The sequence below is a fragment of the Enterococcus mediterraneensis genome, assembly GCF_900604485.1.
GTDB classification, from domain to species: Bacteria; Bacillota; Bacilli; order Lactobacillales; family Enterococcaceae; genus Enterococcus_C; species Enterococcus_C mediterraneensis.
Window position 1 is genome coordinate 335506 of sequence record NZ_UWOP01000001.1, and the last position, 23980, is coordinate 359485.

A 23980-nucleotide genomic window follows, 5' to 3' on the forward strand; every position below is an offset into this window, starting at 1 on the left:
AAATCCCTTCTTTCTATGAATGATCCAATAGAAAATTCGCAAGAAAGAAGGAAAATTTTTAAATATATTTTTTTACTGGCGCAAAGGTTTTGCGGTGGATCGGTGTCGGACCGTATTTTTCCAATCCTTCCAAATGTTCTTTTGTGCCATAACCAGCGTTGCGGTCAAAGCCATAATAAGGATAGACCTTATGATATTCTGTCATCAATTGATCCCGATGCTCTTTGGCGATGATACTTGCCGCCGCGATAGAGATCGAACGAGCATCGCCCTTGATGATTTTCTGTTGTTGGATCGGCAGATCTAATGTCATGGCATCGATCAGCAAATGGGACGGTTGGACTGACAAGTCCGCCACTGCTAAACTCATTGCTTTTCGACTGGCTTGATAAATATTCATCACATCGATATCCACGTGATCCACGACACCGACACCGATCGCTACTGCTTGTTGCTGGATCTGTTGGAAAAGTTCGCCGCGCTTTTGCTGGGAAAGCTGTTTTGAATCATTCAATCCTAAGATCTGCGCATTTTCAGGCAAAATAACAGCCGCAGCCACAACCGGTCCCGCTAACGGCCCACGACCCACCTCATCGATCCCAGCGATAAATCGATGTCCTTGAGCATACAGTTCTTGTTCAAATCGACTCATTTCTCGATATTTTTCCATCAAGCCGGCTTTTTTGGCCATTCGTTTTTCAAATTGCAATAATAATTTCTGCACACCGATCCGTGAATCTTTCGCTAATACTTCAAGATACGGATCGCCAGCAGTTTCGATTTGATTCAATTTCAGTTTGATTTCTTGAATAGATTCAGGCTTCATTCAACGTTCGCTCCTAATTCTTCATATCGGTCAAGAGTAAAACGTCCCAGCTTTCCATGACGGATATCAAAAATGATCATCTCGCTGCCCCGTTCGTAATTGTCTCGGAATCCTTTTTTGGCGGTGATTGACATCAAGAGATCAGCAGCCAGCTGTTCTTCTTCGCTTTTTTCTAAACCGTATCGTTCGGCGATCTTGCCGGGATAATAACGAGCAAAAAAATCAAGCCCATAAAGTGCGATATCATCCAAATGCAGCAGCTGATCTTTGATAGCACCTGTCAGCGCTAATTTTTTTCCGATCTCAGGATCTTCAAATTTTGGCCAAAGAATCCCCGGTGTATCCAACAACTCCAATTCACTGCCGGAACGCAGCCATTGCTGTCCCTTTGTCACACCAGGCTTATTACCCGTCTGAGCGATTTTTTTCCCAACTAATCGATTCATCAGCGTTGATTTTCCAACGTTGGGAATCCCAATGACCATCGCACGGATCGCTCTTGGTTTCAAACCTCGTGCTTTGTCTCGTTCGATTTTTTCCCGTAAGGCTTGTTTGGCTTTACCGACGATATTTTTGACGCCTTGATTGTCCTGCGCATTGATCGCCAAAGCTAAAAAGCCTTGATTTTCAAAATATTTTTGCCATTGTTTTGTTTGAAGCGGATCGGCAAGATCGGCTTTGTTCAAAAGCACCAAACGAGGCTTTTGCTGTAAAATCTGATCCAACATCGGATTCCGCGATGAAAGCGGCAAACGGGCATCTACCAGTTCAAACACGATGTCGACAAATTTCAATTTTTCTGATACTTCCCGCTTGGCTTTCGCCATGTGTCCGGGGAACCATTGAATAGTGGTCATCTACGCACCATCTCCTTGTTTCATTCATTTTCTTTCAAATATTGTATGATCTATTATTTACCAAACTCAGTCAATGATCCGCATATGGTCCAGCGGATAATAAACGACTCGTGCTTTACCGATGATCTCAGTGTTGCTGATGGCGCCAAATGAGCGGCTGTCTTTTGAAACACGACGATTGTCTCCCATCACAAAGTAACTGTTATCATCCAAGGCCACCGCCCCTGTCAATTCCTGTAAAGAAAAATCATTGGTATACGAGGATGCTTGCTGATCGCTGCGTTTGTTTTTTTTCAGGAAGGGTTCTTCGACTTGTTTGCCGTTGATGTAGAGTTTATCGTTTTTATACGCAACAATATCTCCTGGCAGACCAATCACACGCTTGATATAAGTAGTACCGCTGGGAAGCTGGAAAACCACGACGTCAAACCGATGGATCGGCGAAATTTTCTCCACTAAGACCATATCTCCTTGGTTCAATGTCGTCTCCATTGAATTGCCTTCGACAGGAACAGGGATCAATAAAAATCCGCGGATCACAAATGCGATTGCAGCGGCTAATACCGCATATTTGAAAACCACCCAAAATTGATCTAAAAATTTTTTCACCTGTCCCACCTCGCCTTTATTGTTTGAATAATAGATTCTAAAAAAACTACCACTTGTTATTTCGTCAACTCTTTGATGCCTGTAAGGTACGCACCATCTTGTCCTTTGATTTTTTCTGTGATTTGTTTTTCGATTTGATTGGCTGTTTGTTCATCGACTTCACCGGTCGCTTCTAGACCAGCTGCGTTTTGGATTGCTATAACAGCCGCTTGTGTTTCTTTCGTGAAATCTTCACCTGAGGTATCATATCCCAGTGCTTTTAAAAACTGGTTCAGAGTTGCTACATCATCTGAATTTTGTCCGATCTTCAAAGCCTTATTTCGGGGTAATGGCGGAAGATACGCATAGTCGGGAAAATCTGCTTTGATGGTTGGTTTCAATCCTTTTTCATGGATCCAATTTCCAGAAGGTGTCAACCATTTCATGACTGTCAGCTTGATCTCGCTTTTATCTCCAAGATCCGCTACACTCTGCACAGTTCCTTTTCCAAATGTCGTAGTACCGATCACAGGGATATCTGCCGATTCTTTCAATGCCGCTGCAAAAATCTCTGAAGCAGATGCCGAGCCGCCGTCAACCAAAACAACTACCGGTTCCGTCACCTTAAAACCATCATCTAGGTCTTTGCCGGCTTTTGCAGTAGAAACGATACCGTCCGCATCAGAAAACTTGACGATCGCCTTGCCGTTTTTCAAAAACATGCTGGCCATACGTTCTACTTGATCCAACAGACCGCCTGGGTTTTGCCGCAGATCCAGCATGAAAGATTTTGCGCCATCTTTCCGCAGATCTTTAATCGTATCCTGTAACTCGTCAGCTGTACTTTCACCAAAACTGGTGATTTGGATCACACCGATCGTGGAATGATCTTTATCTAATTCACCATGGACTGTTTCTACAGGAATCGTGTCTCGCGTCAGTGTTACGTCGAATTGTTTTTTATCCCGTTGGATCGTAAGCTTGACTTCTGTACCTTTTTTTCCGCGAATCTTGCTAACAACTTCAGAAAGTTCTTTACCTGCAGTTTCTTCTCCATCCACTTTCAGGATCTGATCGTTGACCCGCAGCCCAGCTTTTTCAGCAGGAGTTCCTTTGATTGGCGCTTGCGCAATCTGAGGGATCTTGTCAACGATAGTCAAAGACGCACCGATGCCTTCAAAACTATCCGCTAATGATTGGTCCAGTTCCTCAGCGTCAGTCTGATCCAAATAAGAAGTATACGGATCGCCTAACGCTTCAGTCATGCCCTTCAACGCGCCTTCGATCAACTCATCTTTAGGAACTTCTTTATAATAATTGTTCGTAAGCGTCTCATACAGATCATGGACTTTTTTTAAATCGTCTGTATTTTTCGCTTCGATATTTTCTGCTTTTTCAGCAGTCTGATCATTATTCTTTTGCCACAATATCCCGCCGCCGCCAAAAATGATCGCTACACAGACGAGCGATACTAAATGCTTAGACAACGGAACAGTTTTTTGTTTTTTCATATGGTGCCTCCAACTTTTTGCGGATTCGCTAAAAAACTTCAATTGAGTTACGTTTCATTTTAGCATAGATTTTAATGTTTGCTACTTGAAAAAGGAGATATTTCCTATTTTATTACCAGCAAAAATAAGTGATGAATGTTTTTTTAAAGGTTCTTTTCTCCTTTCTGAATCCAAGAAGAAAGAGCCGAAAACAACTGATTTTCGACTCCCTTTTTTATTGGCTATTGTCTTCAAGATAGCTTTCCCATAAACGATCAAAAATATCCATCGACGGCAGATAATCGACATTCATTTCCAAGTAGGTGGATAGTTCGTGATAGTCAGTAGATTGCTTAGGAAACTGGATATCGTGACTGGCGTTGGTCGCAAAGACCTGCGCTTCATCACGATGATTTGGTCCCTTGACCGCCATCAGATATTGATAGAAACTTTTACGCATGCTCGATACCCCAGTGAGAGGTTACAAAAGCCGCCCGCCGCGCATGATTGCGGGCAAAGTTTTCAGGGTCTTTTTTGTAATAGTCTTGATGGTAATCTTCTGCCGGATAAAATGTTTGAGCGGGTTCGATGGTAGTGACGATAGGATCAGTGAAACGTCCGCTGGCTTGCAGTTCTGCTTTGCTCTTTTCAGCGATTTGTTTTTGTTCAGCTGTTGAGTAAAAGATCACTGGACGATAATTATCTCCACGATCTTCAAATTGACCAAAAGCATCAGTAGGATCCGTTTGCTGCCAATAGATCTCTACCAATCGTTCATAACTGATGATTTCTGGATCATAGATGATCTCTACAGCTTCTGTATGTCCAGTCGTATGGCTGCGTACTTGTTCATATGTAGGATCAGGTACGTGTCCTCCTGTATAGCCGGAAACGACAGAGTAGATCCCGGGTGTTTCATCAAAAGGCTGAACCATGCACCAAAAACAGCCTCCTGCAAAAATTGCTCTTTCCATATAAAAACACTCCTCATTGCTTGAAAATTTTACTTTATTTTGTCGTTGAAACTATTCTTCTGTTGTAGATGTGCTAGTGTCAGCAGTTTTATTCTCACTTTTCGGTAAGTATAAACTGATTTGGATCTCATCGTCTACTAAATTGATCTTATTAGCTTTCATGAACAATCCATTTTGCATACGGAATTGATCCAGTCGAATCATGATATTTTTTTCTTTCGAATTGACATCGATCCATTTAGGGAATTTATAGCTGCGCTTGACCATATCCATTACTTCTTTGATAGGAAGTCCTAACGTACCGATAGACAAGCTTTTCGCTCGTAGTTGGATATTTCCGTTGTCCATGACGTATGGATCAAAATATAGATAAAAGCGCATTGGAAAGCCCAATACTTTGAATTCTCCTGACAACATCGCTTCGTTTTCTAAAGCAAAGTCATATTTCACATCGGAATCTTTTTGGAATTCTCCCAAATAAAAGTCGATCAATTCATTGACCTGTTTTTTATTACTGTTGATCGTCAATACAGGAGTACCGCTGTGTTCAACGATATCCGGTGTTTTTTTATACTGAGGTTCCCGTTCAGCAAAAAGTCGCGAACCAAGAAAAAAACCTGTTCCCAGTACTAATGCCGCCAACAGCAAAAAAGCAGCGCGCCAAGGATTTTTTAAGCGAAATCCCTGCCGCTGATTCTTTTGCTGCGGCCGTTGTGCTCTTTTTGGTGTTTTATTTTCCATTATTTCTGCCCCTTTATTAACCATTCGTCTTGCGTTTTGATCAACTCATCTCTGACAACACTTGCCATCAGTTGATAGCCGATATTATTTGGATGGAATTTATCTCCTTCATACAATACATTATTATCTACACTATTTAAATTATTCCCGCTCATGCTGCTGTCTTCTGTTTCCGACAACTCGCTGGTGATGCCGACCTTGCTGTCCAATCCTTTATAAAGCAAGTCATTGATTGGAATAAATGCTGTCAATTTTTCAGCTTTCGCAGCTTCTTCAGTGGCTTGATTCCAATTATCAACGATTTTTTGCATGTCTGTGATCTCAGGGAAGTTCAGATAAAATGGATTGTAGATGCCTAAGATATAGATCGGTGCAGTTTGATTCAGTTGACGAATCTCGTCTAATAAGTCAGTGACCCTTTGTTGATATTTTTTAATAGGCTTGTTGAATGTCTTGATAGTCAGATTGAAAAAATTCGTTTGAAAAACGCGCATCAAGTCATTTCCGCCCACCGTCATCGTGATAAAGTCCGCAGTTTCGATATTGTCTCGGATCGTTTGATCGTTTTTTATACGTTTCAAGATTTGATCACTGCGCTCACCAGCCACACCATAGTTTTCAACTTCTACACCGGCAAGATCATAGCGTGTCTGAATATCATCTGCTACGATCGGTACAAATCCGCCGCGCTTTGTTTGATCTCCTACTCCTTCTGTCAGTGAATCACCGATCGCGACATAATGGATCTTTTCTTTTTTGTCTGAGTCTTTTTTTAGAACGGATGCCGGTTCCAAACGCGGCTGTTCTTTAGAAATGGTGTGATCCAGCAGAATAAAAACAAGAAACGCCATGATCCCTACCAATAGTACATGAATGATTATCTTCATTATTTTCAATAAAATACAGCTCCATTTAGTTCTTTCTGGGTATTCTAGCAAAAAAACAGCAAAAAAAATAGTTTTCCCGCCAGATACCAGTGGAAATTAGTAATTTCTAAATTTTTTTCATAAGAAAATGCACCTCAAAAGGTTGACTTCACCCCTGAGCTGCATTCCTTATCTATTCAGTGTAATAGGTAATGGCAAAGGCACCTTCGCCGGTATGTGTTGCGATGATCGGTGTCGTATGCAGAAGCGGGATGTGCATATCAGGAAACAGCACTTGTAGTTCAGCCTTGAATTTTTCAGTCAATTCTTGTCCTGCCGCATGAGAAATACCGATTTGTTTGACATTCGGGATTTCCTTTAATTCCGCTTTCAATTGTTCAAACCACTTGGTGAAGGTTTTTGCGCCGCGCCCTTTGACGATGGGGATCAACTCAGAATGATCAAAATCCATAACGACCCGCATATTCAGCAAGTTGGATAAGATTCCTTTGGTCCGGCTGATGCGTCCGCCTTTCACTAGGTTATTTAATGTAGAAACACCAATAAATAATTTTGTGTTTTCTCGTACCCGTTCGACTTCATCCAAGACTTCATCGATTTCTTTTCCTTCTAACGCCAATTCGGCAGCGCGAATCACTTGGAAAGATAATCCTTGGTCTGTCGTATCGCTATCAACGACAGTCACATTGCTCTTAGAAAGATTGCTGGCTTGACGAGCCGCCTCAACGGTGCCGCTCAATCCTTTTGTCATATGGATCGATAGCACTTGGCTGCCGTCTTTGCCTAATTCGTCATACAAGTCAACAAATTCTCCAATAGGCGGTTGACTGGTTTTTGGAAGCTCGTGGGCGTTAGCCATCATCTCCATAAATTTTTCGCCGCTCAAAAGATCATCATCAGGATAGACCACACCATCGATCATTACGGATAACGGCATTACATGGATATTCAAGCGTTCACGCGTACTCTTTTCCATGGTACAAGAAGAATCTGTTACTATCTTAAGTTTTGTCATTGTTCGACCACTCTCTCTTTAAAACTGGATACACTTCATGGTAGAATACTTCTAAACCATAATTTAATTAAATTATAACAGAGAGTAATTATTTTTTCATCTTATTTCCGCTCAAGAAGGAGGACGCTTTCATGGAAAAATCAAAATTCAGCCGTAAATATTTGATTGTAAACGAGGTTTTAAACGCGGTCACACACGGTATCGGTTTTGGACTGAGCGTGGCGGGACTGGTGATTTTGTTGGTGAAAGGGGCACGATTAGGTTCTGCGATCCATGTGGTATCTTATGCTGTTTACGGCTCCATGATGATTTTGCTTTTTTTATGTTCCACACTATTTCACAGTTTGATTTTTACAAGGGCTAAAAAAGTCTTTCAGGTCTTTGATCATGCATCGATCTTTCTTTTGATCGCCGGCAGTTATACACCTTACTGCTTATTGAGTATTCGCGGCTGGTTAGGTTGGACACTGTTTGGCTTGATTTGGTTGTCAGCCATCAGCGGCGTTGTTTATAAATCGGTGACATTGCATAAAAAAGAAACGGTTTCGAAAGTTTCAACAGTCATCTACATTATTATGGGCTGGTTGTGTATCTTGGCCGCCAAACCGCTATTGGCGTCACTAGGTGTTACAGGTACAGTGCTTCTGGTCAGCGGCGGGGTCGCTTATACCATCGGCGCGATTTTTTACAGTTTCAAAAATATCCGCTTCATGCATGTCGTTTGGCATTTGTTTGTGATGCTTGGTGCGGGATTGATGTATTTTTCCATCCTGTTTTTCACCTAAAAAAATCTGAGGACATACTGCTATAACAGTATGCTCTCAGATTTTTTATTATTTTCTTTTATAAATCTCAAATCGATGAGGATAAATATTTTTTTCATCCACCGTTCCGGGGATCGTTTCGATTAATTTCCAAACTGACCAATCAATTGCCGGAAGATACGTATCCCCTTCAAATTCAGCTTCGATCACCGTACGATAAATCGTATCGCATTCTGGCAGCAATTCTTGGAAAACCACAGCCCCGCCGATCACAAAAACCGGCAGACTTTGCTGTTTGGCATAATCCAACACCTCAGCTGCAGAATGAAGGACCAAGACACCTTCTGCTTGATAGTTTTCGTCTGACGTCAAAACGATCGTCGTCCGATTAGGCAGTGGGCGGCTCCCCATACCTTCAAATGTTTTACGTCCCATGACTATGATGTTTCCAGTCGTTTTCTCTTTAAAAAATCGAAGATCATTTGGCAGGCGCCAAGGCAATGTTCCTTGTTTGCCGATCAGTCCATTTTTATCTTCTGCCCAAATTGCAGCTAACATCTTTTCTGCCCCCTTAATAATTTCTGGATCTCTATTTTACCAACATCCATCATACCGCGATAGGCGCTTTGATAGATGGATGAGGATCATAGCCTTCTAAAGTAATATCTTCCATCTCGAAATCAAAAACAGACTTTTTATCTGCCAATACTAATTTGGGAAATGGACGCGGCTCGCGGGTCAACTGTTCTTTCATCTGTTCGAAATGATTGTTGTACAAGTGTGCATCCCCCATCGTATGGATAAACTCTCCGACAGCCAGTCCTGTTTCATGAGCGATCAAATGTGTGAGCAATGCATAGCTTGCGATATTAAACGGAACCCCCAAAAAGACATCGGCACTGCGCTGATACAATTGGCAGCTCAACTTGCCGTCATTGACATAAAATTGGAACAAGGTATGGCAAGGCGGCAAAGCCATAGATGGCACATCTTCTGGATTCCATGCGGACACGATCAAGCGGCGGGAATCAGGATTTTTTTTGATCATTTCAATGACATCTTTGATTTGATCAATAAATCCGCCCTCTTTGGTTTCCCAATGCCGCCATTGATAACCGTAAATATGACCTAGATCTCCATATTTTTCCGCAAATTCCGCGTCTTCGACGATCCGTGAACAAAAATGTTTCAATTCTTCCTGATAGACTTTATTGAACTCTTCGTCCGCCAATGCACGACGGCCAAAATCGGTCATATCCGGTCCTTGATACTCTGAACTTTGAACATAACGCTCGAATGCCCATTCGTCCCAAATATGGTTATTGTGCTGTAGTAAATAACGAATATTCGTATCGCCTTTCAAAAACCAAAGCAACTCGCTTTTGATCAGTCCAAAAGGCACGCGTTTCGTTGTCAGCAAGGGAAATCCTTGAGACAAGTCAAACCGCATTTGATAACCAAACAAGCTATTGGTTCCCGTACCGGTACGATCTCCTTTTTGATGTCCTTCTTCCAGCAATTTTCTTCCTAGTTCTAGATATGCCTGTTCCATAGCTCCTCCTTATGCGTCCGCAAATTCGCTCAAATATTCCCAGCGTTCCATTTTCTTTTCCAGTTCCGCTTCTGTTTCTGTAAGGGTCTGCTGCAGTTCTTGCAGTTTGGTGAAATCGTCCCCTTGATGATTCATCGCTTCTGTCAGCTCAGCGGTCTTGGCTTCTAGTTCTGCGATCTCATCTTCAATAGTATCCCATTCTTTCTTTTCCAGATAGCTTAATTTTTTCTTTTTAGTTTCTGGTGTCGAAGTTGCGACAACTTTTTCTTGAGTACTTTTAACAGTTTCTGCCGGCTGCTCTTTGATCTGTAAATAATCCATGATCGAACCGTAATACCCTTCGATCTCTCCATCACCTTTAAAGATCAGCAATTTTTCGGCAACTTTATCAAGAAAGTAGCGATCGTGAGAGACAGTGATCACCGCACCAGGGAAACTTCCCAAATAATCTTCCAAAACGGTCAATGTATCGATGTCCAGATCATTTGTAGGTTCATCCAGCAAAAGTACATTCGGTTGGCCTACCAATAATTTCAGCAGATACAACCGGCGTTTCTCCCCACCGGATAATTTACCGATCTTTGTCCCATGCATGTATCTAGGAAACAAGAAACGTTCCAACAATTCAGCGACGCTGATCGTCGTACCGTCCGTTTGCCGCACTTCTTCGGCTGCTTCTTGCAGATAAGCGATCATTCGTTGCTCGCCATCCATTTTTTCATTTTGTTGCGTATAATATGCTAATCGGACTGTTTCGCCTACGTTCAATGTTCCGCTGTCTAATTGGATCCGTCCTGCCAGAATATTCAGCAATGTTGACTTTCCGGTGCCGTTTTCTCCAGTGATCCCTAAACGTTCTCTTGACTGGATCAATAGATCAAAGTCTTTTAAGATTCGCTGGCCTTCAATGGTGTACCCGCCATTTTCTATTTCCAACACTTTTTTTCCAAGACGTTTGGTTGCCACATCGATCGCAAGATTTTCGGTAGTTTGAACCTGATGCAGATTTTCTTTCAAGTCTTCGAAACGTTGGATCCGCGCTTGTTGTTTGGTTGAACGTGCTTTTGCACCTTGGCGCATCCATGCCAATTCTTGTTTGTATAACTGTTTGCGCTTGTCCTCTTGTTCAGATGCCACCCGCTCTCTTTCGGCTTTTTCTGTCAGATAAGACTCGTAATTCCCTTTGTATTCATACAATTTCCCAAAGGCCAGTTCAAACATGCGATTTGCTACACGATCAAGAAAATAACGATCATGGGTGACCATCAACAACGCACCTCGATATTGTTTCAAATAGCTTTCCAGCCATTGGATCGCTTCATAATCAAGATGATTGGTAGGTTCATCCAGCAAAAGCATATCCGGTTCATCGATCAAGACTTGTGCAAGTCCCACCCGCTTTTTTTGTCCACCGGAGAGTTCACTGATTTTTTTATCCAACTCGCGGATTCCCAGCTTTTGCAAAATGATTTTGGCGTTTGTATCTGTCAGCCAAGCATCTTTTTCGTTCATTGTTTCCTCTGCCTTAGCGAAGCGCTCCTGTACTTCTGGAGAACCGCCATGTTCAGTAAGATCCAGCAGCGCTTGTTCGTAATTGCGAACTGCTTGGATCATCGGGCTGTTTCCTTGGAAGACCGCTTCTAAAATCGTTTTGTCTTCTGCTAAGTCAGTCGTCTGAGACAAGAATCCGATCCGATAATCGCTAGGATAGCTAATGGCTGTGATATCTCCATCTCCGCTGTCTTTTCCTGCCAAAATGTTTAATAAACTGGACTTTCCAGTTCCATTGATACCGATCAAACCGACTCGATCTTTTTCATGGATCAAAAAAGAGATTTGGTCAAAAAGCGTCTTTTCACCATATGTTTTTGTCAAACGCTCTACTTTTAACTCTTTCACAAAATCCCTCCTCGATAATTCTCGCTTATTGTACCACATTCATTCCTTTCAAAAAACAGTTGACCAAATTTAAACCTGAACAAATTTTTTTCATTTAGGTAAACGAATAGCTAATGGTTTCTGTGCATGAATATATCAAGATTAGTAAAAAAATTGTGAAAAAACCGCCTGCAGCTAGTCTGTCAGACGGTCTTCACTTATTTATTTTTCGATACGGATCTGCCACAAGAAGGTCATCAATGAAGGTGCACTATTTTGATTAATCGCGTACGATTCCAATAAATTGACTTCTTTACGATACTCATTGGCAGAAAAAGTGGTGATTTTTCCAGCACTTTCAAATTCATCAATGACTTTTCGTTCTAAATAATAGCCTCGTAAGATCTCTTTTGAGAATGAAGGATCACCTTTCACTAGCATTTTGACAAAAAAATCTGATTGCCGCAGCCGTTCGATCACTAACTGACGTCGATGCAAAAAACCATCAATCAATTTTTCATCATATACGTCCCGCAGATTTTCCAAACTTTCTTGGACTTGTTGGGTGTTTTTTTCAAAAACATCTTGCAATTCAGAAATATTCCGCTGTTTGAGATCCTGCCCGTTGGCTTTCCAACGCTGCCAAAAAAGTTTAGGATGAATCATCACTCGCAGAATTTGACGTACTACTAGTAACCAAAATCCAAGAAACGAGAAAAATTGTCGCGTAGCTGATCTTTGAAATTCAGAAATAAAGCGTGAATAAAAACGATAACTGTTGCGGCTGATCTCTCCTTTTCGATAACTTTCATCTAGTCCATCCTGTTCGATAGAAAGGATCAGACCACGTATTTCTTGGACCTCTTGTTGTTCACTTTCAGTCAATGATCCTTCGTAAGTCTCCCAGATCCGACCTTCATAATTGTCAATCACAGCTTGCAAAGCTACTTTTTCAGAATCTGTCACTTCAGATAACTGCCGTTCTGCGTTTAATTGAGCAGCAACTTCTTTCAAGATCAACAGTCTTTTCTGATCGATGGGCAGTTCTGCTTCTCCTTCAGAAAGCAGCGGGAGAACCAGCATAGAAATCACTAATGTGACGATAATGACTCCTGCAGTTAAAAATAGAAGTACCGACCGGATTTCAAAATTCTGCGCATGGACTGTGACGGGTAAAATAAAAATCGTCGCCAAACTCAACGTTCCTTTTGCCCCGCCAAAGATCAATAAAAGAATTTCATTAAAACAATTTTTGATGTTGCTTCTTTCTTTAAAAAGATAAATCATCACGATAAAAATCCCGCGCAAAATATACAGACTGACTGCTACCGCAAAAATGATCCCTAAAAGATGCTGATTTGAATACGTGGCGCTTTCCCAGACTGGAGAGAACACTTGCGAGATCTCTATCCCTAAAAAGACAAAAACCAGCGCATTCAGTGTAAACACGATCGTTCCCCAAGTAGCCTCCGAGACATTGGCTAATTCCGCAGTAAACAGACTGATTTTGCTCCGACGAAATTGTGCTTGTGCAATCCCGGCAATGACTGCTGCAATGATTCCCGAAACGTGGAATGCTTCTGCCAGTAAATAAGCTAAAAACGGCAACAAAAGCTCAATCAAAAGATAGGCGGTAACATCTTGTGCAGACGCGCCTTCGATCCATTCAATAATTTTGCGTTTCAGCCATACAACGATGAAACCGACCGCAGCGCCGCCAATACTGGAAAATAAAAGCGTGATCCCGGCATTTACCGGTGAAAAACTTCCTGATAAAAGCGCCAACACAGCAAACTGAAACGCTGTGACCCCAGATGCGTCATTCAACAGACTTTCCCCTTCTAAGATCCGCAATGCTTTTTTGGAGATCTTCAATCGTTTGGTCAATGATCCTACCGCTACCGCATCAGTCGGTCCTAACGCCGCCCCAAAAGCAAAACAAGCCGCTAATGGGATCATCGGCAATAATTGATGTACCAGCAGGCCTACACCAAGCAATGTCAACAATACCCCGCCAAATGCTAAAGCCAAGATCACACCAAAGTTTTTCAGGATCATCGGAATATCCGCATGTTCTCCTTCACGAAACAGCAATGGAGCAATGATCATGATCAGAAAAATCTCTGGTTCAAAATGAATAGATTGACCATGTTCTGTAAGCCCCAGCAAAATACCTAAAAATATCTGAACGAAAAAAATAGGAATCGCGGGGACCATTTTATTGAAAATATTTGAAAAAGTAATCGCACTAGCGATCAAAATCACTAATTCAATAAATTCCATCTACATTCCTCTCTTCGTTTTAAAAAGTCCTCGTAAAAATTCTTCTTTTTTGCGGAGGATTCGAGCTTCAAGTAACTGTAATTCTTTTTCGTTGCCTGCTAAACGCAGTTGCACACGTTTGGTCTCCATCCGCAATAATTCATGTTTCAGCCGTTCTAACTTCCGGAATGCCAAAATATTTTTTCGGCGGATTCCTTCAAGCAGTCTACGTCGCTCTTCTGGCGTCAGCTGACCATAATCTTGATGCAGCAAACGCATCTTTTCTTCAAATTTCTCCGTCATGATCGTACTCCTATTCAAATGTTTCTTTTACATCTCACAGTATGCACTTTTTTTCTGATTTTTTCAGCAAATTCAGCTAAAAAGCAGCAGATTGCAATTGAATTTTAAAAAAATATCTGAACTATATACTTCGTTGCAAAACAATATTACTTTTGCAAACGCGGATATATAGTCCAGATATATAAAGTCAGCTAGATTTCATGCTGCAGCTGTGTTGAACAGCAGGTAGTTTCTACCTCTCTGATCCAAAAGGTTTATTTCATATATAAGTCATAGTAGGCATCCATGATTTCTTTGGCAATCTCAACGTTCAAGTGATCACCTGACAGTTCTTTGATCTGAGGGATCATGATACTGATGGCGATCTTTGGATCATCTGATGGACCGTAGGCAACCAGATTACTATTGATCAGATTGACTTCTTTGCCATTATCAAAGATAGAAGTTTCAGCAGTACCGGTTTTGGCCGATACATCCATTTTCGCTGAAGCTAACCCGGTAGCTGTCGTCCATGGATCTGAACCATGAACAGCATCATAGAAACCATTTTGGATGATTTCCATTTCATTTTTGGAAATATTTACCGTATTCAAGACACGAGGTTGGATCGCTTTTTTCAGACTTCCTAAATCACCGTTTTCATCATTGTCATAGATTCCTGTGACCAAATGAGGCCGCATCCGTTTTCCGCCATTTGCGACAGTAGACGCATATTGAGCCAACTGTACCGTTGTATAAGTATCATATTGCCCAAAAGAAAGGTCAAGGATCAGCGCACCAGTTCCTTCTAATGAAAGCGTGCTGACATCTGTACTGATACCAGATTCTTCATTAGGCAGATCGATGCCGGTTTTTGTCCCCATTCCGTATTGCGCAAAAGCTGTTCGCAACTCATCAAACGCCTTGATTTGAATCGGTTGGTTGATATACGGCATACCGACATTGTAATTGTAATTCATTCCCAATAAACGAAAAGCGATTTTCATCATATAGGAGTTAGAAGAAATCTCTAGCGCCTTTTGGGCGGAGATATTTCGGTTGTTACTACCGTCTTTGTTGAAGATAGAACCTTTGACGTTCGCGCCATTTACTTTGATCGGTTCATCATATAATACTTCATTTCCTTTAAGAACTCCCGCATCCCAGCCGGCTGTCAATGTTCCCGCTTTGACTACCGATCCAGGAACAAATGCATTGACGATCGTTCCTAAAGCGTCTTCTTCCAATTTGTTTGATTTAGTAGCGTGAGAAAAGCCGGACATTGCCAACACACTTCCAGTATTAGGATCCATCGCCATAGCATAGATCCCTGGAGAATACTCCGCTCGTCCGTTATCTACTAACGGTTGGAACTTTTCTTTTAAGATCGCGTCAACTTTCTTTTGAAATTCCGCATTGATAGACAATACGAGATTCGACCCTTTTTCTCCGGCAAAGACTTCTTTTTGATTAGAAATATTACCTTCGTGATCCAGTGAGATCTCATATTGCGACTTGGTACCTTGCAAAACATCCTCGTATTGTTTTTCTAAATAACTGGTTCCGACCCGGTCATTGCGAGCATAGCCTTTTGCCAGATATTTTTCAAGATCAGCTGCTTGGATTCCTTGTTCTTCAGTCGAAACACTGCCCATGATACTTTTCAATGAGCCTTCTTCTTGATATTCCCGCGTCCAGTCAGTGCCTGTTGAGATTCCAGGAAGTTCAGCTGTACGTTCTGAAACGACAGCCAATTCTTTTTCCGTTACATCGCGATTTTTGATGAAAACTGTATTTAACGCTTGGGCAGCGTTCATACGTTTAAAGATTGTTGCCGCTTTTTCTTGTTTTTCATTGAATTGGATCTCTTTATCCGTCACGGTATCAACGATTTTTGCATACTGTTCACTAGGATCAAGATTTTTGTCAGCATCTGACAACCGGTCCGTAGCTTTTTCCAGATTGTCTTTATTTCCCAGCCAGTAATCTTTTTTATCTCGTTCCCGTAAATTTTTATCGATCGGCACATCGATCAATTCATTCAACTTATTTGCAAGTTGATAAAGATCATCCGCCGTCATTTTATTTCCCCGCGTAAACGTGATCGCCGGATTTGCTTTGTTGCTGACCAATGCTTTTCCGGTAGAATCATAGATCATTCCCCGCGGTGTACTTCCTTGTACTTTGACCACAGAAGATGATTTCAACTGATTCGTGATATTTTCACCGTTAACGATCTGCAAATAGCCTAATTGAGCAATCAACGCCACAAATAATGTAAAAATAGTAAAAAATAAAAAGTTCAAACGAAATGGAACATGTGAACGTCTGCTAACTTTGTTCTCCGGCTCTTGCGCACCTGTTTTGATGTTTTCGATCCACTCTTTTATCCGTATTTTTTCCATAAACTTCTTCATACTTCAAATCCTTCCACACACGACTACGTACTCCTTATATTTTACCAAAAAAAAAATATTTAAACAGTTTCTTTTTGAGAACTATAAAAATATTTAAAAACAGCCTGTCACAGCTCTTGAATGTTTCACGTTAACTTTTGGGATACCCCAAAAAGAAATTCCATATCCTCGATTTATTTTGTTTTCTTCTTGTTTACATCTGATATTTTTGTGAAACACTAGTTAAAAATTTTTTCTTGTGGAAAAAAATTGTGTATAAACTGCGTAACTATTTATGGAGTTGTTCAGTTGTTGCTGTTTTTTCAGTTTAGCTAGTTGTTTTTTTAAAACAAAAGAACTGGGAAAATTCCCAGTTCTTCAATATTAGATTTAATTAATAGCCGCCGCCATCTGTGTAGCCTTGGTCGTAATAGCCGGTATTTTCTGTATAAGTTTCGTCATAGCCGTTATAACCGGCATATTCGCCAGCGGTATTAGGATCTTGATACTGGTCAGCAGCAGTACCGTCTCCTTCCGTATTGTCGCTAAATTGTTCTTGAGCATATCCGTCTGTATATTCATCCTGTGAAGGCAATGTGTCGCTTGTCGGCAAATCAAGCTGCGCCTTCAATTTATTTTGTACGTCCAATAATTCCTTGACTCCCAACATTTGATAATAAATGCCGTTCATCATCTGTGATTCGCCTTGCAATTGGACTTGTTCGATCGTTTGGAATGCCGGTATATAATTTTCTGCGATATCCAACATATCATCCCACGACAAGTCAGTTTTTGAATTCTTTTCAACAGCTTTTAAAATCTTTTGATAATTACTTACACTGTCTAAGCTCATGACTTTCTTGACGATTTTGGTGATGACTTCTCGTTGGCGTTTTTGTCGTCCAACATCACCTTCTGGATCCTGTTTACGCATCCGTGCGTACGCAAGTCCGGTCTTACCATTCAGTTTGATTTTCCCAGCCGGCACATGGACGCCTTCTAGAGTAAATTCGATTTTATTATCGACTTCGATCCCACCGACCGCATCGATAAGATCCCGCATCCCTTGCATATTGATCGTAACATAATGATCAATAGGGATATCCAGCAGATTTTCAACGGAGTCCATTGACATCTCCACACCGCCATAGGCATAGGCATGGTTCAGCTTATCCATCGTTCCGTAACCAACGATTTCTGTATAGATGTCGCGATCAAGACTGGCAATCGTTGATTTCTTTTGTTTAGGGTTGACAGTTACAACCATCATACTGTCTGAACGTCCTTGTTCAGTCCGTCCTAGAGCCCCAGTATCGATCCCCAGCAGCAAGATCGAGAAAGGTTCACGATCATTAATACTGACTTTCTGATCTCTTTTTGTGGTTTTTCGATCAACTTTTTCAACGATATTATTAAACGTTGTGTTGGCATCGTGATAAACTTTGATCCCGTAAACAGTCAATCCGGCAATCCCCAACGTGATCACGCCTAAGATCGTTAGAATGATTTTTTGATATAAGCGCATAGTACACCTCTGTCTTCTTTAGCTTACAATAACGAATAAATTTTGCCATAGTTTTACACTTTGAGCAATGCAACGTTTCTTTTATTACACAAACTTAACAATTTTGAAATACAAATGAAACGCATCCTCAAATAATTATACCAAAAAATAGTTCAATTTTTATAAAAAAGGCTTTCATAAAAATAGATTATCAACAAAATTTGTATAAAAAAAGAGAGCCGAACGTTAATAAGAACGCTCGGACACCTCCTCTGTTTGTTATTTGTTAAAAGATCGTTATTGATTAAATATAATCTACAAAACGAGCACGGAATTTCATGTGCAAGTGACTGCCTAAAATCAATAAAATAAGCACCATACACCAGAAAATAAGGGTCAATGTCGGCTTTTGCCAAAACCACTGACGGCTTAAAAAGCTGTCCCGGAATCCTTCGATAATGTAGTAAAAAGGATTCAGACGCAAGACCTTTACAAGGGCTATTGGTAAATTGCGATTATTGATATCCCAGATCGGTCCTGACACATAAAACAGCAAACGTAAGATCGATTGTAAAAAGATATGATAATCTCGAATCAATACGGTGATCGTTGCATTCAGCAAACCAAAGGCAAACATAAATGCGATCATACAGATAAAATAATAAATATACTGTAACCAGTAAAGTGTGGGCATGGAATGTGTCATTAACAAGGAGCCGATAACGATCACTGTCATTGGGATATACGAAGTCAAGTTACTCACAATATTAATGGTAGGCAGAATGCTTACCGGAAATTTCATTTTGGCGACCATCCCAACTTGACGATGGATACTATTAGATGCACCCAAGACGGAAGCATTCATATAAAACCAGGCTGTGATCCCTACTAACATCCAGACGATAAACGGCACGCCATCTATTTTTCGATTGCCGTTCACACCCAGACCGAAAACTAAGTAATAAATACCTACTTGGATCGCCGGGTTCAATATCTGCCAAGCCAAACCTAAATAATGGCTTTGATAAGTAGCTTTGTCTTCATACCGCGACATGCGGGAAATCATACCAAGATGCTGAAATTGTTCTTTGATAACTACTGAGATCTCTTTCACTAAACTCTTCCTTTTCTCAAATATCTATTATTAGACATGTTCTTGTATTAATTGAATATGCGCTGCAGCATTTGTAGTGGGTGCTGCAACGACCAGATCAATGATTTATCGCTAAACGTCGCTAAAGCCATAAAACAGGTAGCCAAGAAGACAATACCTAAAATGAGTTTTGTTGGAGCACTCATCTTATCGCCTAGAGGAATTCGTTTCAAGTTTTTCTCAATGGTTGTTTGCTCTAAATTTTGGGCGGCTAGTAATGGATCTTTGCTGTATTTCTCCGCTAATTTAGATAGATTAAATGCTTTTTGCTCTTCTTTTTGCTGATCTTGATATTTTTTCTGTTCTTTTTTTGGTTGTTTCTTGAACCAGTCGATGAAGGCGCGATATTCTTTCATTACTTCTTCGGTCGGTCCAAACATTCGCAAATCTCCGTAATGCATCCAGATAGTGCGATCACACAGCTTTTCAACTTGTGCCAATGAGTGGCTGACAAAAAAGATCGTTTTCCCTTGTTCTTTAAACTCAAGAATCTTATCGACACATTTTTGATAAAATGTTTCATCACCGACAGACAACGCCTCGTCAATGATCAGGATATCAGGGTCATTATGCACGGCAATCGCAAAACCTAAACGTGATTTCATCCCGCTGGAATAGCTTTTGACTGGTTGATTGATAAAATCACCGAGATCCGCAAAGGCCACGATCTCCGACATTTTTTGATCGATCTCTTTATTCGTCATCCCCGTCATCAATGCTTTCAAACGGATATTTTCCAATCCAGTCAATTGATTTTTCAATCCCGCGCCAATCGCGATGATCGAAGTATCGCCATTGACTTCCATCGTTCCAGAAGTTGGCGGGATGATCCCGCTGATCACGTTGGATAATGTGGATTTTCCTGATCCATTGATCCCAATGATACCTACTGATTCACCGGCGCGCACATCAAAACTGACCCCTTTTAAAGCCCAGAAACGAGGAACATTGCGATGATAAAATTTGAACAATGCTTTTACTTTATCAGATTTCTTTTTATATAAGTCGTACTCTTTCGTTACCAGGGTACTTCTTACTTTGATTGTCTTATCTTCCAAAATATTCATCCTTTTTATGCATAGTTGATTCTGTCACAGGAATTCATTGTACATGATACCATATTTTTTTCTGTCGTAAAGTGGCTCGTCTGCAAATAAAAAGCCGAGGAACTTTTCTCGGCTTATATCGACTATTTTAATTTTAAATCATTTTTGATCTGTGTGGTAGAGATTTCTGGAGTTCTTGGCAAATAAATCACTTCAGCGTCGGTTTCGTCTTCGATAAAATCGAATTTTCCAGCCCAATCATCTCCCATTACAAACTTATCGATATGATAAAGCTTGATATCTTCGACTTTTTGCTCCCAACCTTCTTCAGGGATCACTAAATCGACAAAACGGATCGCTTCCAGCAATTGTTTACGTTTTTCATAAGAAAAATAGCATTTCTTTTGTTTTTCATTCCAGTTGAATTCATCCGTTGATAACGCAACAACGAGATAATCTCCTTGTTCTTTTGCACGACGCAGCAGATTTATGTGCCCATAATGCAATAAGTCAAATGTTCCATAAGTAATTACACGTTTCATATTCTTCCCTCTTTTTTTATATTTATACTTCACGATACCAAAAAAAAAATGAAATAGCAATATTTGCCAATTTGACTGCGACTATTCAATAAAAAAGACATCTCAAACAATCAGTGTCTACTGATGCCCAAGATGCCTGAAAGTTCATTGGTCGAGGCTTAAAGTTTCGTTACTTCAGCAGCTTGCGGTCCCCGCGCGCCTTCTACGATCGAAAACTCAACTTCTTGTCCTTCTTCTAGTGATTTGAATCCATCTCCTTGGATCGCAGAAAAATGTACGAATACATCATCTCCGCCTTCTGCTGTGATAAACCCAAACCCTTTTTCATTGTTGAACCATTTCACTTTTCCATGTTCCATGTTATGTGTAGCCTCCGTGTTTAAAATTAGTAACGAAATATTTCGCCTTCTTCATTATACAAAAAAATGAAAACGGTCGCAAACTATTTTTCTAGCAGAAAATCATCCATTACAAACCCTTCACCGATCTCAGCGTAAACTTCTTCTTTGATCGTAAAGCCTCGGTGCTGATAGACAGCGATCGCCTCTTGATTTTTCTGATTGACTTTCAACTGTTGTTTCCGATTCAATGTCTCAGAAAGTTGATCATACCAATCGAATACTTGTGACATCAAGCCTTGTCCCCGGTGATCTTTATCAATGTATAGTTTACTGATAAATATGGTATCTGAACGCACTTCATGAGCAATATAGCCGACGATTTTTTCGTCTATGTTCAGTGAAAAGTAGCGGACACCTTTTGCGATTTCTTCATTGATATTTTTTTCTGACTGATAATGCTCCAGCATATAGGCAACTTGTTTTTCACCGATGATCGGCGTAAACACTTCGCTCCAGATTTTTTTGACAATAGGAAAAAGTTCAGCAACTTCTTCTGGTCGTTTTATTTCAGTGATCGTTAAAATCATTATTCCCTCCAAACAAAAAAGACTGCAGTTCACCAAATCCAGTCAAAAACCAGATATGATGAATCCACAGTCCTATCATACTCAATTATTTAGCATTTTCAAAATGTTCGTTGACTTTTTCCCAATTTACAACATTCCAAAATGCTGCAATGTAGTCTGGGCGGACATTTTTATATTTCAAGTAATATGCATGTTCCCAAACGTCTAAACCTAAAATTGGTGTCTTGCCTTCCATTAATGGAGAATCTTGATTTGGTGTTGAAGTGATGGCTAATTTTCCGCCGTCCAACACCAACCATGCCCAACCAGAACCGAAGCGGCCTGCTGCAGCTGTCTTGAATTCTTCTTTGAATGAATCAAAATCGCCGAATGCTTCATTGATCGCATCTTTGATTGCGCCTGTTGGTTCGCCGCCAGCATTTGGTGCCATGATTTCCCAGAAAAATGTGTGGTTTGCGTGACCACCGCCGTTATTTTGAACAGCAGTTTTGATATCTTCTGGTACTGCATTCATGTCAGAGATCAATTCTTCAACTGTTTTTTCGCCTAATTCAGGATGTTTTTCGATCGCTGCATTCAAATTTGTTACATAGGTGTTATGATGCTTGTCATGGTGCAAATGCATCGTTTCTTCGTCGATGTAAGGTTCCAATGCATTGTAATCATAAGGTAGTTCTGGTAATTTATAAGTCATAAAAAAAAGCCTCCTAAAATAATAGTCTTTACACTGTAAACACTATCAAAATTAGGAGATTTGTTCAATTAATTTGCTTTGTCATTCGTCTGTCTTTTCCACTATAACTTTCTTTTTGAAAATAAATAGTTTGCTGAAAACATAATTAGCTACAACGACTAAAATTTGTGTGATCAGCTTCGCTAAAAAATCACCAGAATGCAAGATGCCGATCAGCAAATACATGCTGCCCATATCCATTACAAAAGATACTAGTCGATAAAAAACAAACTTTGCGAACTCTATGATCAATTCAGAAATCGTTTCTGTTTTTGAATGAAAAACCCATAGTTTATTGGTAACAAAAGCAAATAAAACAGAAGCGATCCACGAAAATATATTTGCGTATAAGTAGTACATATGGAAGACATCTTTAAACACAAAATAGACGACAAAATTGACTAATGTAGTCAGCCCGCCATAGAAAAGATACATAAAAATCTCCCAAAGCCCTCTTTTTGTCAGTTGTTCTTTAAACCAAAAAAATAATCTCATGCCCATGCTCCTTTTATAGTTCCTTATTATCATATCGAAAAAATGGTAAAAAGACTACCCGCTTCGTTTAATTTCTCGTTACAGCTTGTTTTATTTCAACAGCTTCGTTACAATAGCGAAAGAGTCTAGAGCGTAAGAAGGAGTTTCCCAATGACAGTTTTTAAATTATTTAAAAGTTCATTGTTTCGTTTTAAAGAATTGGAACAAGCAAGAAGAATCTCATTTATCAAAATCATCGGTTATCTGGTCCTATTAAGCGCGTTTCTCGCGATTCCGATCACTTTTCACCTGTCAAAAACACTAACAAAAATCCAGACAGACGGGCAAGCAATAGCTGAAAAAATACCGGATTTTACGATCCAAAACGACAGATTGACTCCTGATAGGCCGACAAAAGGCTTCATTTATCAAACAGATTCGATCATCTTCACTTTCGATCCTGAAGGAAAACGGTCCGCAGAGGATATTTCAACTGATATGATCGGCAATTTTCTGAGCATCGGTCTTTTAAAAGACGAATTAGTGGTGGTCCTTCCCTCATCCGGACTGGCAAGTGAATTATTTGGTGACAGCCAACTTGTGCTGCCTTATCAAGATGATACACTGCAGTCATTAAATGATACACAAATCCGGAACGTGCTGCAACAAAATCGGCTTCCTTGGTGGCTGTATGGATTAGCATTTATTATCGCATTGTATTCAATGTTCTTGGAACTGATTCTCACAGTTTTAATAACAACGATCGGCGCAACGATTTTCTCAAAACTAAGACGTTTGCCGCTCAGATTTTTTGAGAATCTGAAAATCGTGACCTTTGCTGTAACCTTGCCTGTCATTATCGCGGCGGTACTTTCCTTTTTCACCACCTTTGATTCCAGCACATTTATCATGTTAGGCGGCTTGTTCATCTATATCCAAATGGTACGAAGCAACACCCGGCCGCAAAAATAAAGTCAAAAAAGTATTTTTCTCCTTCACGTTTTTGGAAAGTAAGATCACTATTCCAAAACAAAGGCAGTAAAATGCTTTTTTTCTTTTGTTTTGTTAGACTAAAGAAAAGGAGGATA

General features: G+C 40.4%; 25 protein-coding genes. 2 read left to right on the top strand and 23 right to left on the bottom strand.

Going from position 1 to position 23980, the window contains the following annotated elements; genetic code table 11:
- Positions 1-58: 58 nt before the first annotated feature.
- The 9 genes from EFB00_RS01580 to EFB00_RS01620 form a co-directional block, all read right to left on the bottom strand.
- Positions 59-826, bottom strand: coding sequence for a ribonuclease HII (locus EFB00_RS01580; RefSeq protein ID WP_122645187.1), 768 nt, complete (start codon positions 824-826; stop codon positions 59-61).
- Positions 823-1683 carry a ribosome biogenesis GTPase YlqF gene (gene ylqF, locus EFB00_RS01585; protein ID WP_122645188.1) on the bottom strand — a complete coding sequence of 287 codons (861 nt, stop codon included), beginning with the start codon at positions 1681-1683 and terminating at the stop codon, positions 823-825. Before ylqF ends, EFB00_RS01580 begins: the two co-directional genes overlap by 4 nt.
- 66 nt (positions 1684-1749) lie before the next feature.
- Positions 1750-2292: a signal peptidase I gene (gene lepB, locus EFB00_RS01590; RefSeq protein WP_122645189.1), complete on the bottom strand. Its 543-nt coding sequence runs from the start codon at positions 2290-2292 to the stop codon at positions 1750-1752.
- A gap of 56 nt (positions 2293-2348) precedes the next feature.
- Entirely contained in the window at positions 2349-3782 is a 1434-nt protein-coding gene (locus EFB00_RS01595; protein ID WP_122645190.1) for a S41 family peptidase, read from the bottom strand.
- A gap of 214 nt (positions 3783-3996) precedes the next feature.
- A complete protein-coding gene (locus tag EFB00_RS01600) occupies positions 3997-4221 on the bottom strand; it encodes a YozE family protein (protein ID WP_122645191.1) in 225 nt (74 codons plus the stop codon).
- Positions 4214-4735 (bottom strand): peptide-methionine (S)-S-oxide reductase MsrA, encoded by a 522-nt coding sequence (gene msrA, locus EFB00_RS01605; RefSeq protein ID WP_122645192.1) that lies wholly within the window; start codon positions 4733-4735, stop codon positions 4214-4216. The genes EFB00_RS01600 and msrA overlap by 8 nt, the downstream gene beginning before the upstream one ends.
- Before the next feature lie 51 nt (positions 4736-4786).
- Positions 4787-5476, bottom strand: a complete 690-nt coding sequence (locus EFB00_RS01610; RefSeq protein WP_241153389.1) for a YpmS family protein — start codon at positions 5474-5476, stop codon at positions 4787-4789.
- Positions 5476-6372 (bottom strand): SGNH/GDSL hydrolase family protein, encoded by an 897-nt coding sequence (locus EFB00_RS01615; protein ID WP_122645194.1) that lies wholly within the window; start codon positions 6370-6372, stop codon positions 5476-5478. Before EFB00_RS01615 ends, EFB00_RS01610 begins: the two co-directional genes overlap by 1 nt.
- Positions 6373-6535: 163 nt before the next feature.
- Entirely contained in the window at positions 6536-7378 is an 843-nt protein-coding gene (locus EFB00_RS01620; protein WP_122645195.1) for a DegV family protein, read from the bottom strand.
- Positions 7379-7509: 131 nt separating this feature from the next.
- On the opposite strand from EFB00_RS01620, the gene trhA reads away from it, so the two are divergent.
- Positions 7510-8163 (top strand): PAQR family membrane homeostasis protein TrhA, encoded by a 654-nt coding sequence (gene trhA / locus EFB00_RS01625; RefSeq protein ID WP_122645196.1) that lies wholly within the window; start codon positions 7510-7512, stop codon positions 8161-8163.
- 48 nt (positions 8164-8211) lie between these two features.
- Here the strand turns inward: trhA and EFB00_RS01630 are convergent, their stop codons facing one another.
- From EFB00_RS01630 to EFB00_RS01695, 14 genes are all read right to left on the bottom strand, one after another.
- Positions 8212-8700 (bottom strand): dihydrofolate reductase, encoded by a 489-nt coding sequence (locus tag EFB00_RS01630; RefSeq protein WP_122645197.1) that lies wholly within the window; start codon positions 8698-8700, stop codon positions 8212-8214.
- Positions 8701-8749: 49 nt separating this feature from the next.
- A complete protein-coding gene (locus tag EFB00_RS01635; protein WP_122645198.1) occupies positions 8750-9694 on the bottom strand; it encodes a thymidylate synthase in 945 nt (314 codons plus the stop codon).
- Between the two features lie 9 nt (positions 9695-9703).
- Positions 9704-11593, bottom strand: coding sequence for an ABC-F family ATP-binding cassette domain-containing protein (locus EFB00_RS01640; RefSeq protein ID WP_122645199.1), 1890 nt, complete (start codon positions 11591-11593; stop codon positions 9704-9706).
- Positions 11594-11794: 201 nt separating this feature from the next.
- Positions 11795-13855: a cation:proton antiporter gene (locus EFB00_RS01645; protein WP_122645200.1), complete on the bottom strand. Its 2061-nt coding sequence runs from the start codon at positions 13853-13855 to the stop codon at positions 11795-11797.
- Entirely contained in the window at positions 13856-14137 is a 282-nt protein-coding gene (locus tag EFB00_RS01650) for a hypothetical protein (protein WP_122645201.1), read from the bottom strand.
- 254 nt (positions 14138-14391) lie between these two features.
- Positions 14392-16533 carry a peptidoglycan D,D-transpeptidase FtsI family protein gene (locus tag EFB00_RS01655; protein ID WP_122645202.1) on the bottom strand — a complete coding sequence of 714 codons (2142 nt, stop codon included), beginning with the start codon at positions 16531-16533 and terminating at the stop codon, positions 14392-14394.
- Positions 16534-16906: 373 nt separating this feature from the next.
- Positions 16907-18037 (bottom strand): LCP family glycopolymer transferase, encoded by a 1131-nt coding sequence (locus EFB00_RS01660; RefSeq protein ID WP_122645203.1) that lies wholly within the window; start codon positions 18035-18037, stop codon positions 16907-16909.
- Positions 18038-18320: 283 nt separating this feature from the next.
- Positions 18321-19130 carry an ABC transporter permease gene (locus EFB00_RS01665; protein WP_122645204.1) on the bottom strand — a complete coding sequence of 270 codons (810 nt, stop codon included), beginning with the start codon at positions 19128-19130 and terminating at the stop codon, positions 18321-18323.
- Positions 19131-19177: 47 nt separating this feature from the next.
- Positions 19178-20236: an ABC transporter ATP-binding protein gene (locus tag EFB00_RS01670; protein WP_122645205.1), complete on the bottom strand. Its 1059-nt coding sequence runs from the start codon at positions 20234-20236 to the stop codon at positions 19178-19180.
- A 122-nt stretch (positions 20237-20358) separates the two neighbouring features.
- Positions 20359-20757, bottom strand: a complete 399-nt coding sequence (tagD, locus tag EFB00_RS01675; RefSeq protein WP_122645206.1) for a glycerol-3-phosphate cytidylyltransferase — start codon at positions 20755-20757, stop codon at positions 20359-20361.
- 158 nt (positions 20758-20915) lie between these two features.
- Positions 20916-21116 carry a cold-shock protein CspD gene (gene cspD, locus EFB00_RS01680; RefSeq protein WP_122645207.1) on the bottom strand — a complete coding sequence of 67 codons (201 nt, stop codon included), beginning with the start codon at positions 21114-21116 and terminating at the stop codon, positions 20916-20918.
- Positions 21117-21199: 83 nt separating this feature from the next.
- Complete coding sequence (locus tag EFB00_RS01685) at positions 21200-21685, bottom strand: GNAT family N-acetyltransferase (protein WP_122645208.1); 486 nt, start codon at positions 21683-21685, stop codon at positions 21200-21202.
- 85 nt (positions 21686-21770) lie between these two features.
- Positions 21771-22379: a superoxide dismutase gene (locus EFB00_RS01690; protein WP_122645209.1), complete on the bottom strand. Its 609-nt coding sequence runs from the start codon at positions 22377-22379 to the stop codon at positions 21771-21773.
- An 81-nt stretch (positions 22380-22460) separates the two neighbouring features.
- Positions 22461-22913 carry a GtrA family protein gene (locus EFB00_RS01695; RefSeq protein ID WP_122645210.1) on the bottom strand — a complete coding sequence of 151 codons (453 nt, stop codon included), beginning with the start codon at positions 22911-22913 and terminating at the stop codon, positions 22461-22463.
- Positions 22914-23063: 150 nt separating this feature from the next.
- Here EFB00_RS01695 and EFB00_RS01700 point away from each other — a divergent pair, with 150 nt between their 5' ends.
- Positions 23064-23864, top strand: coding sequence for a DUF1189 domain-containing protein (locus EFB00_RS01700; RefSeq protein ID WP_122645211.1), 801 nt, complete (start codon positions 23064-23066; stop codon positions 23862-23864).
- The last annotated feature ends 116 nt before the right edge of the window (positions 23865-23980 follow it).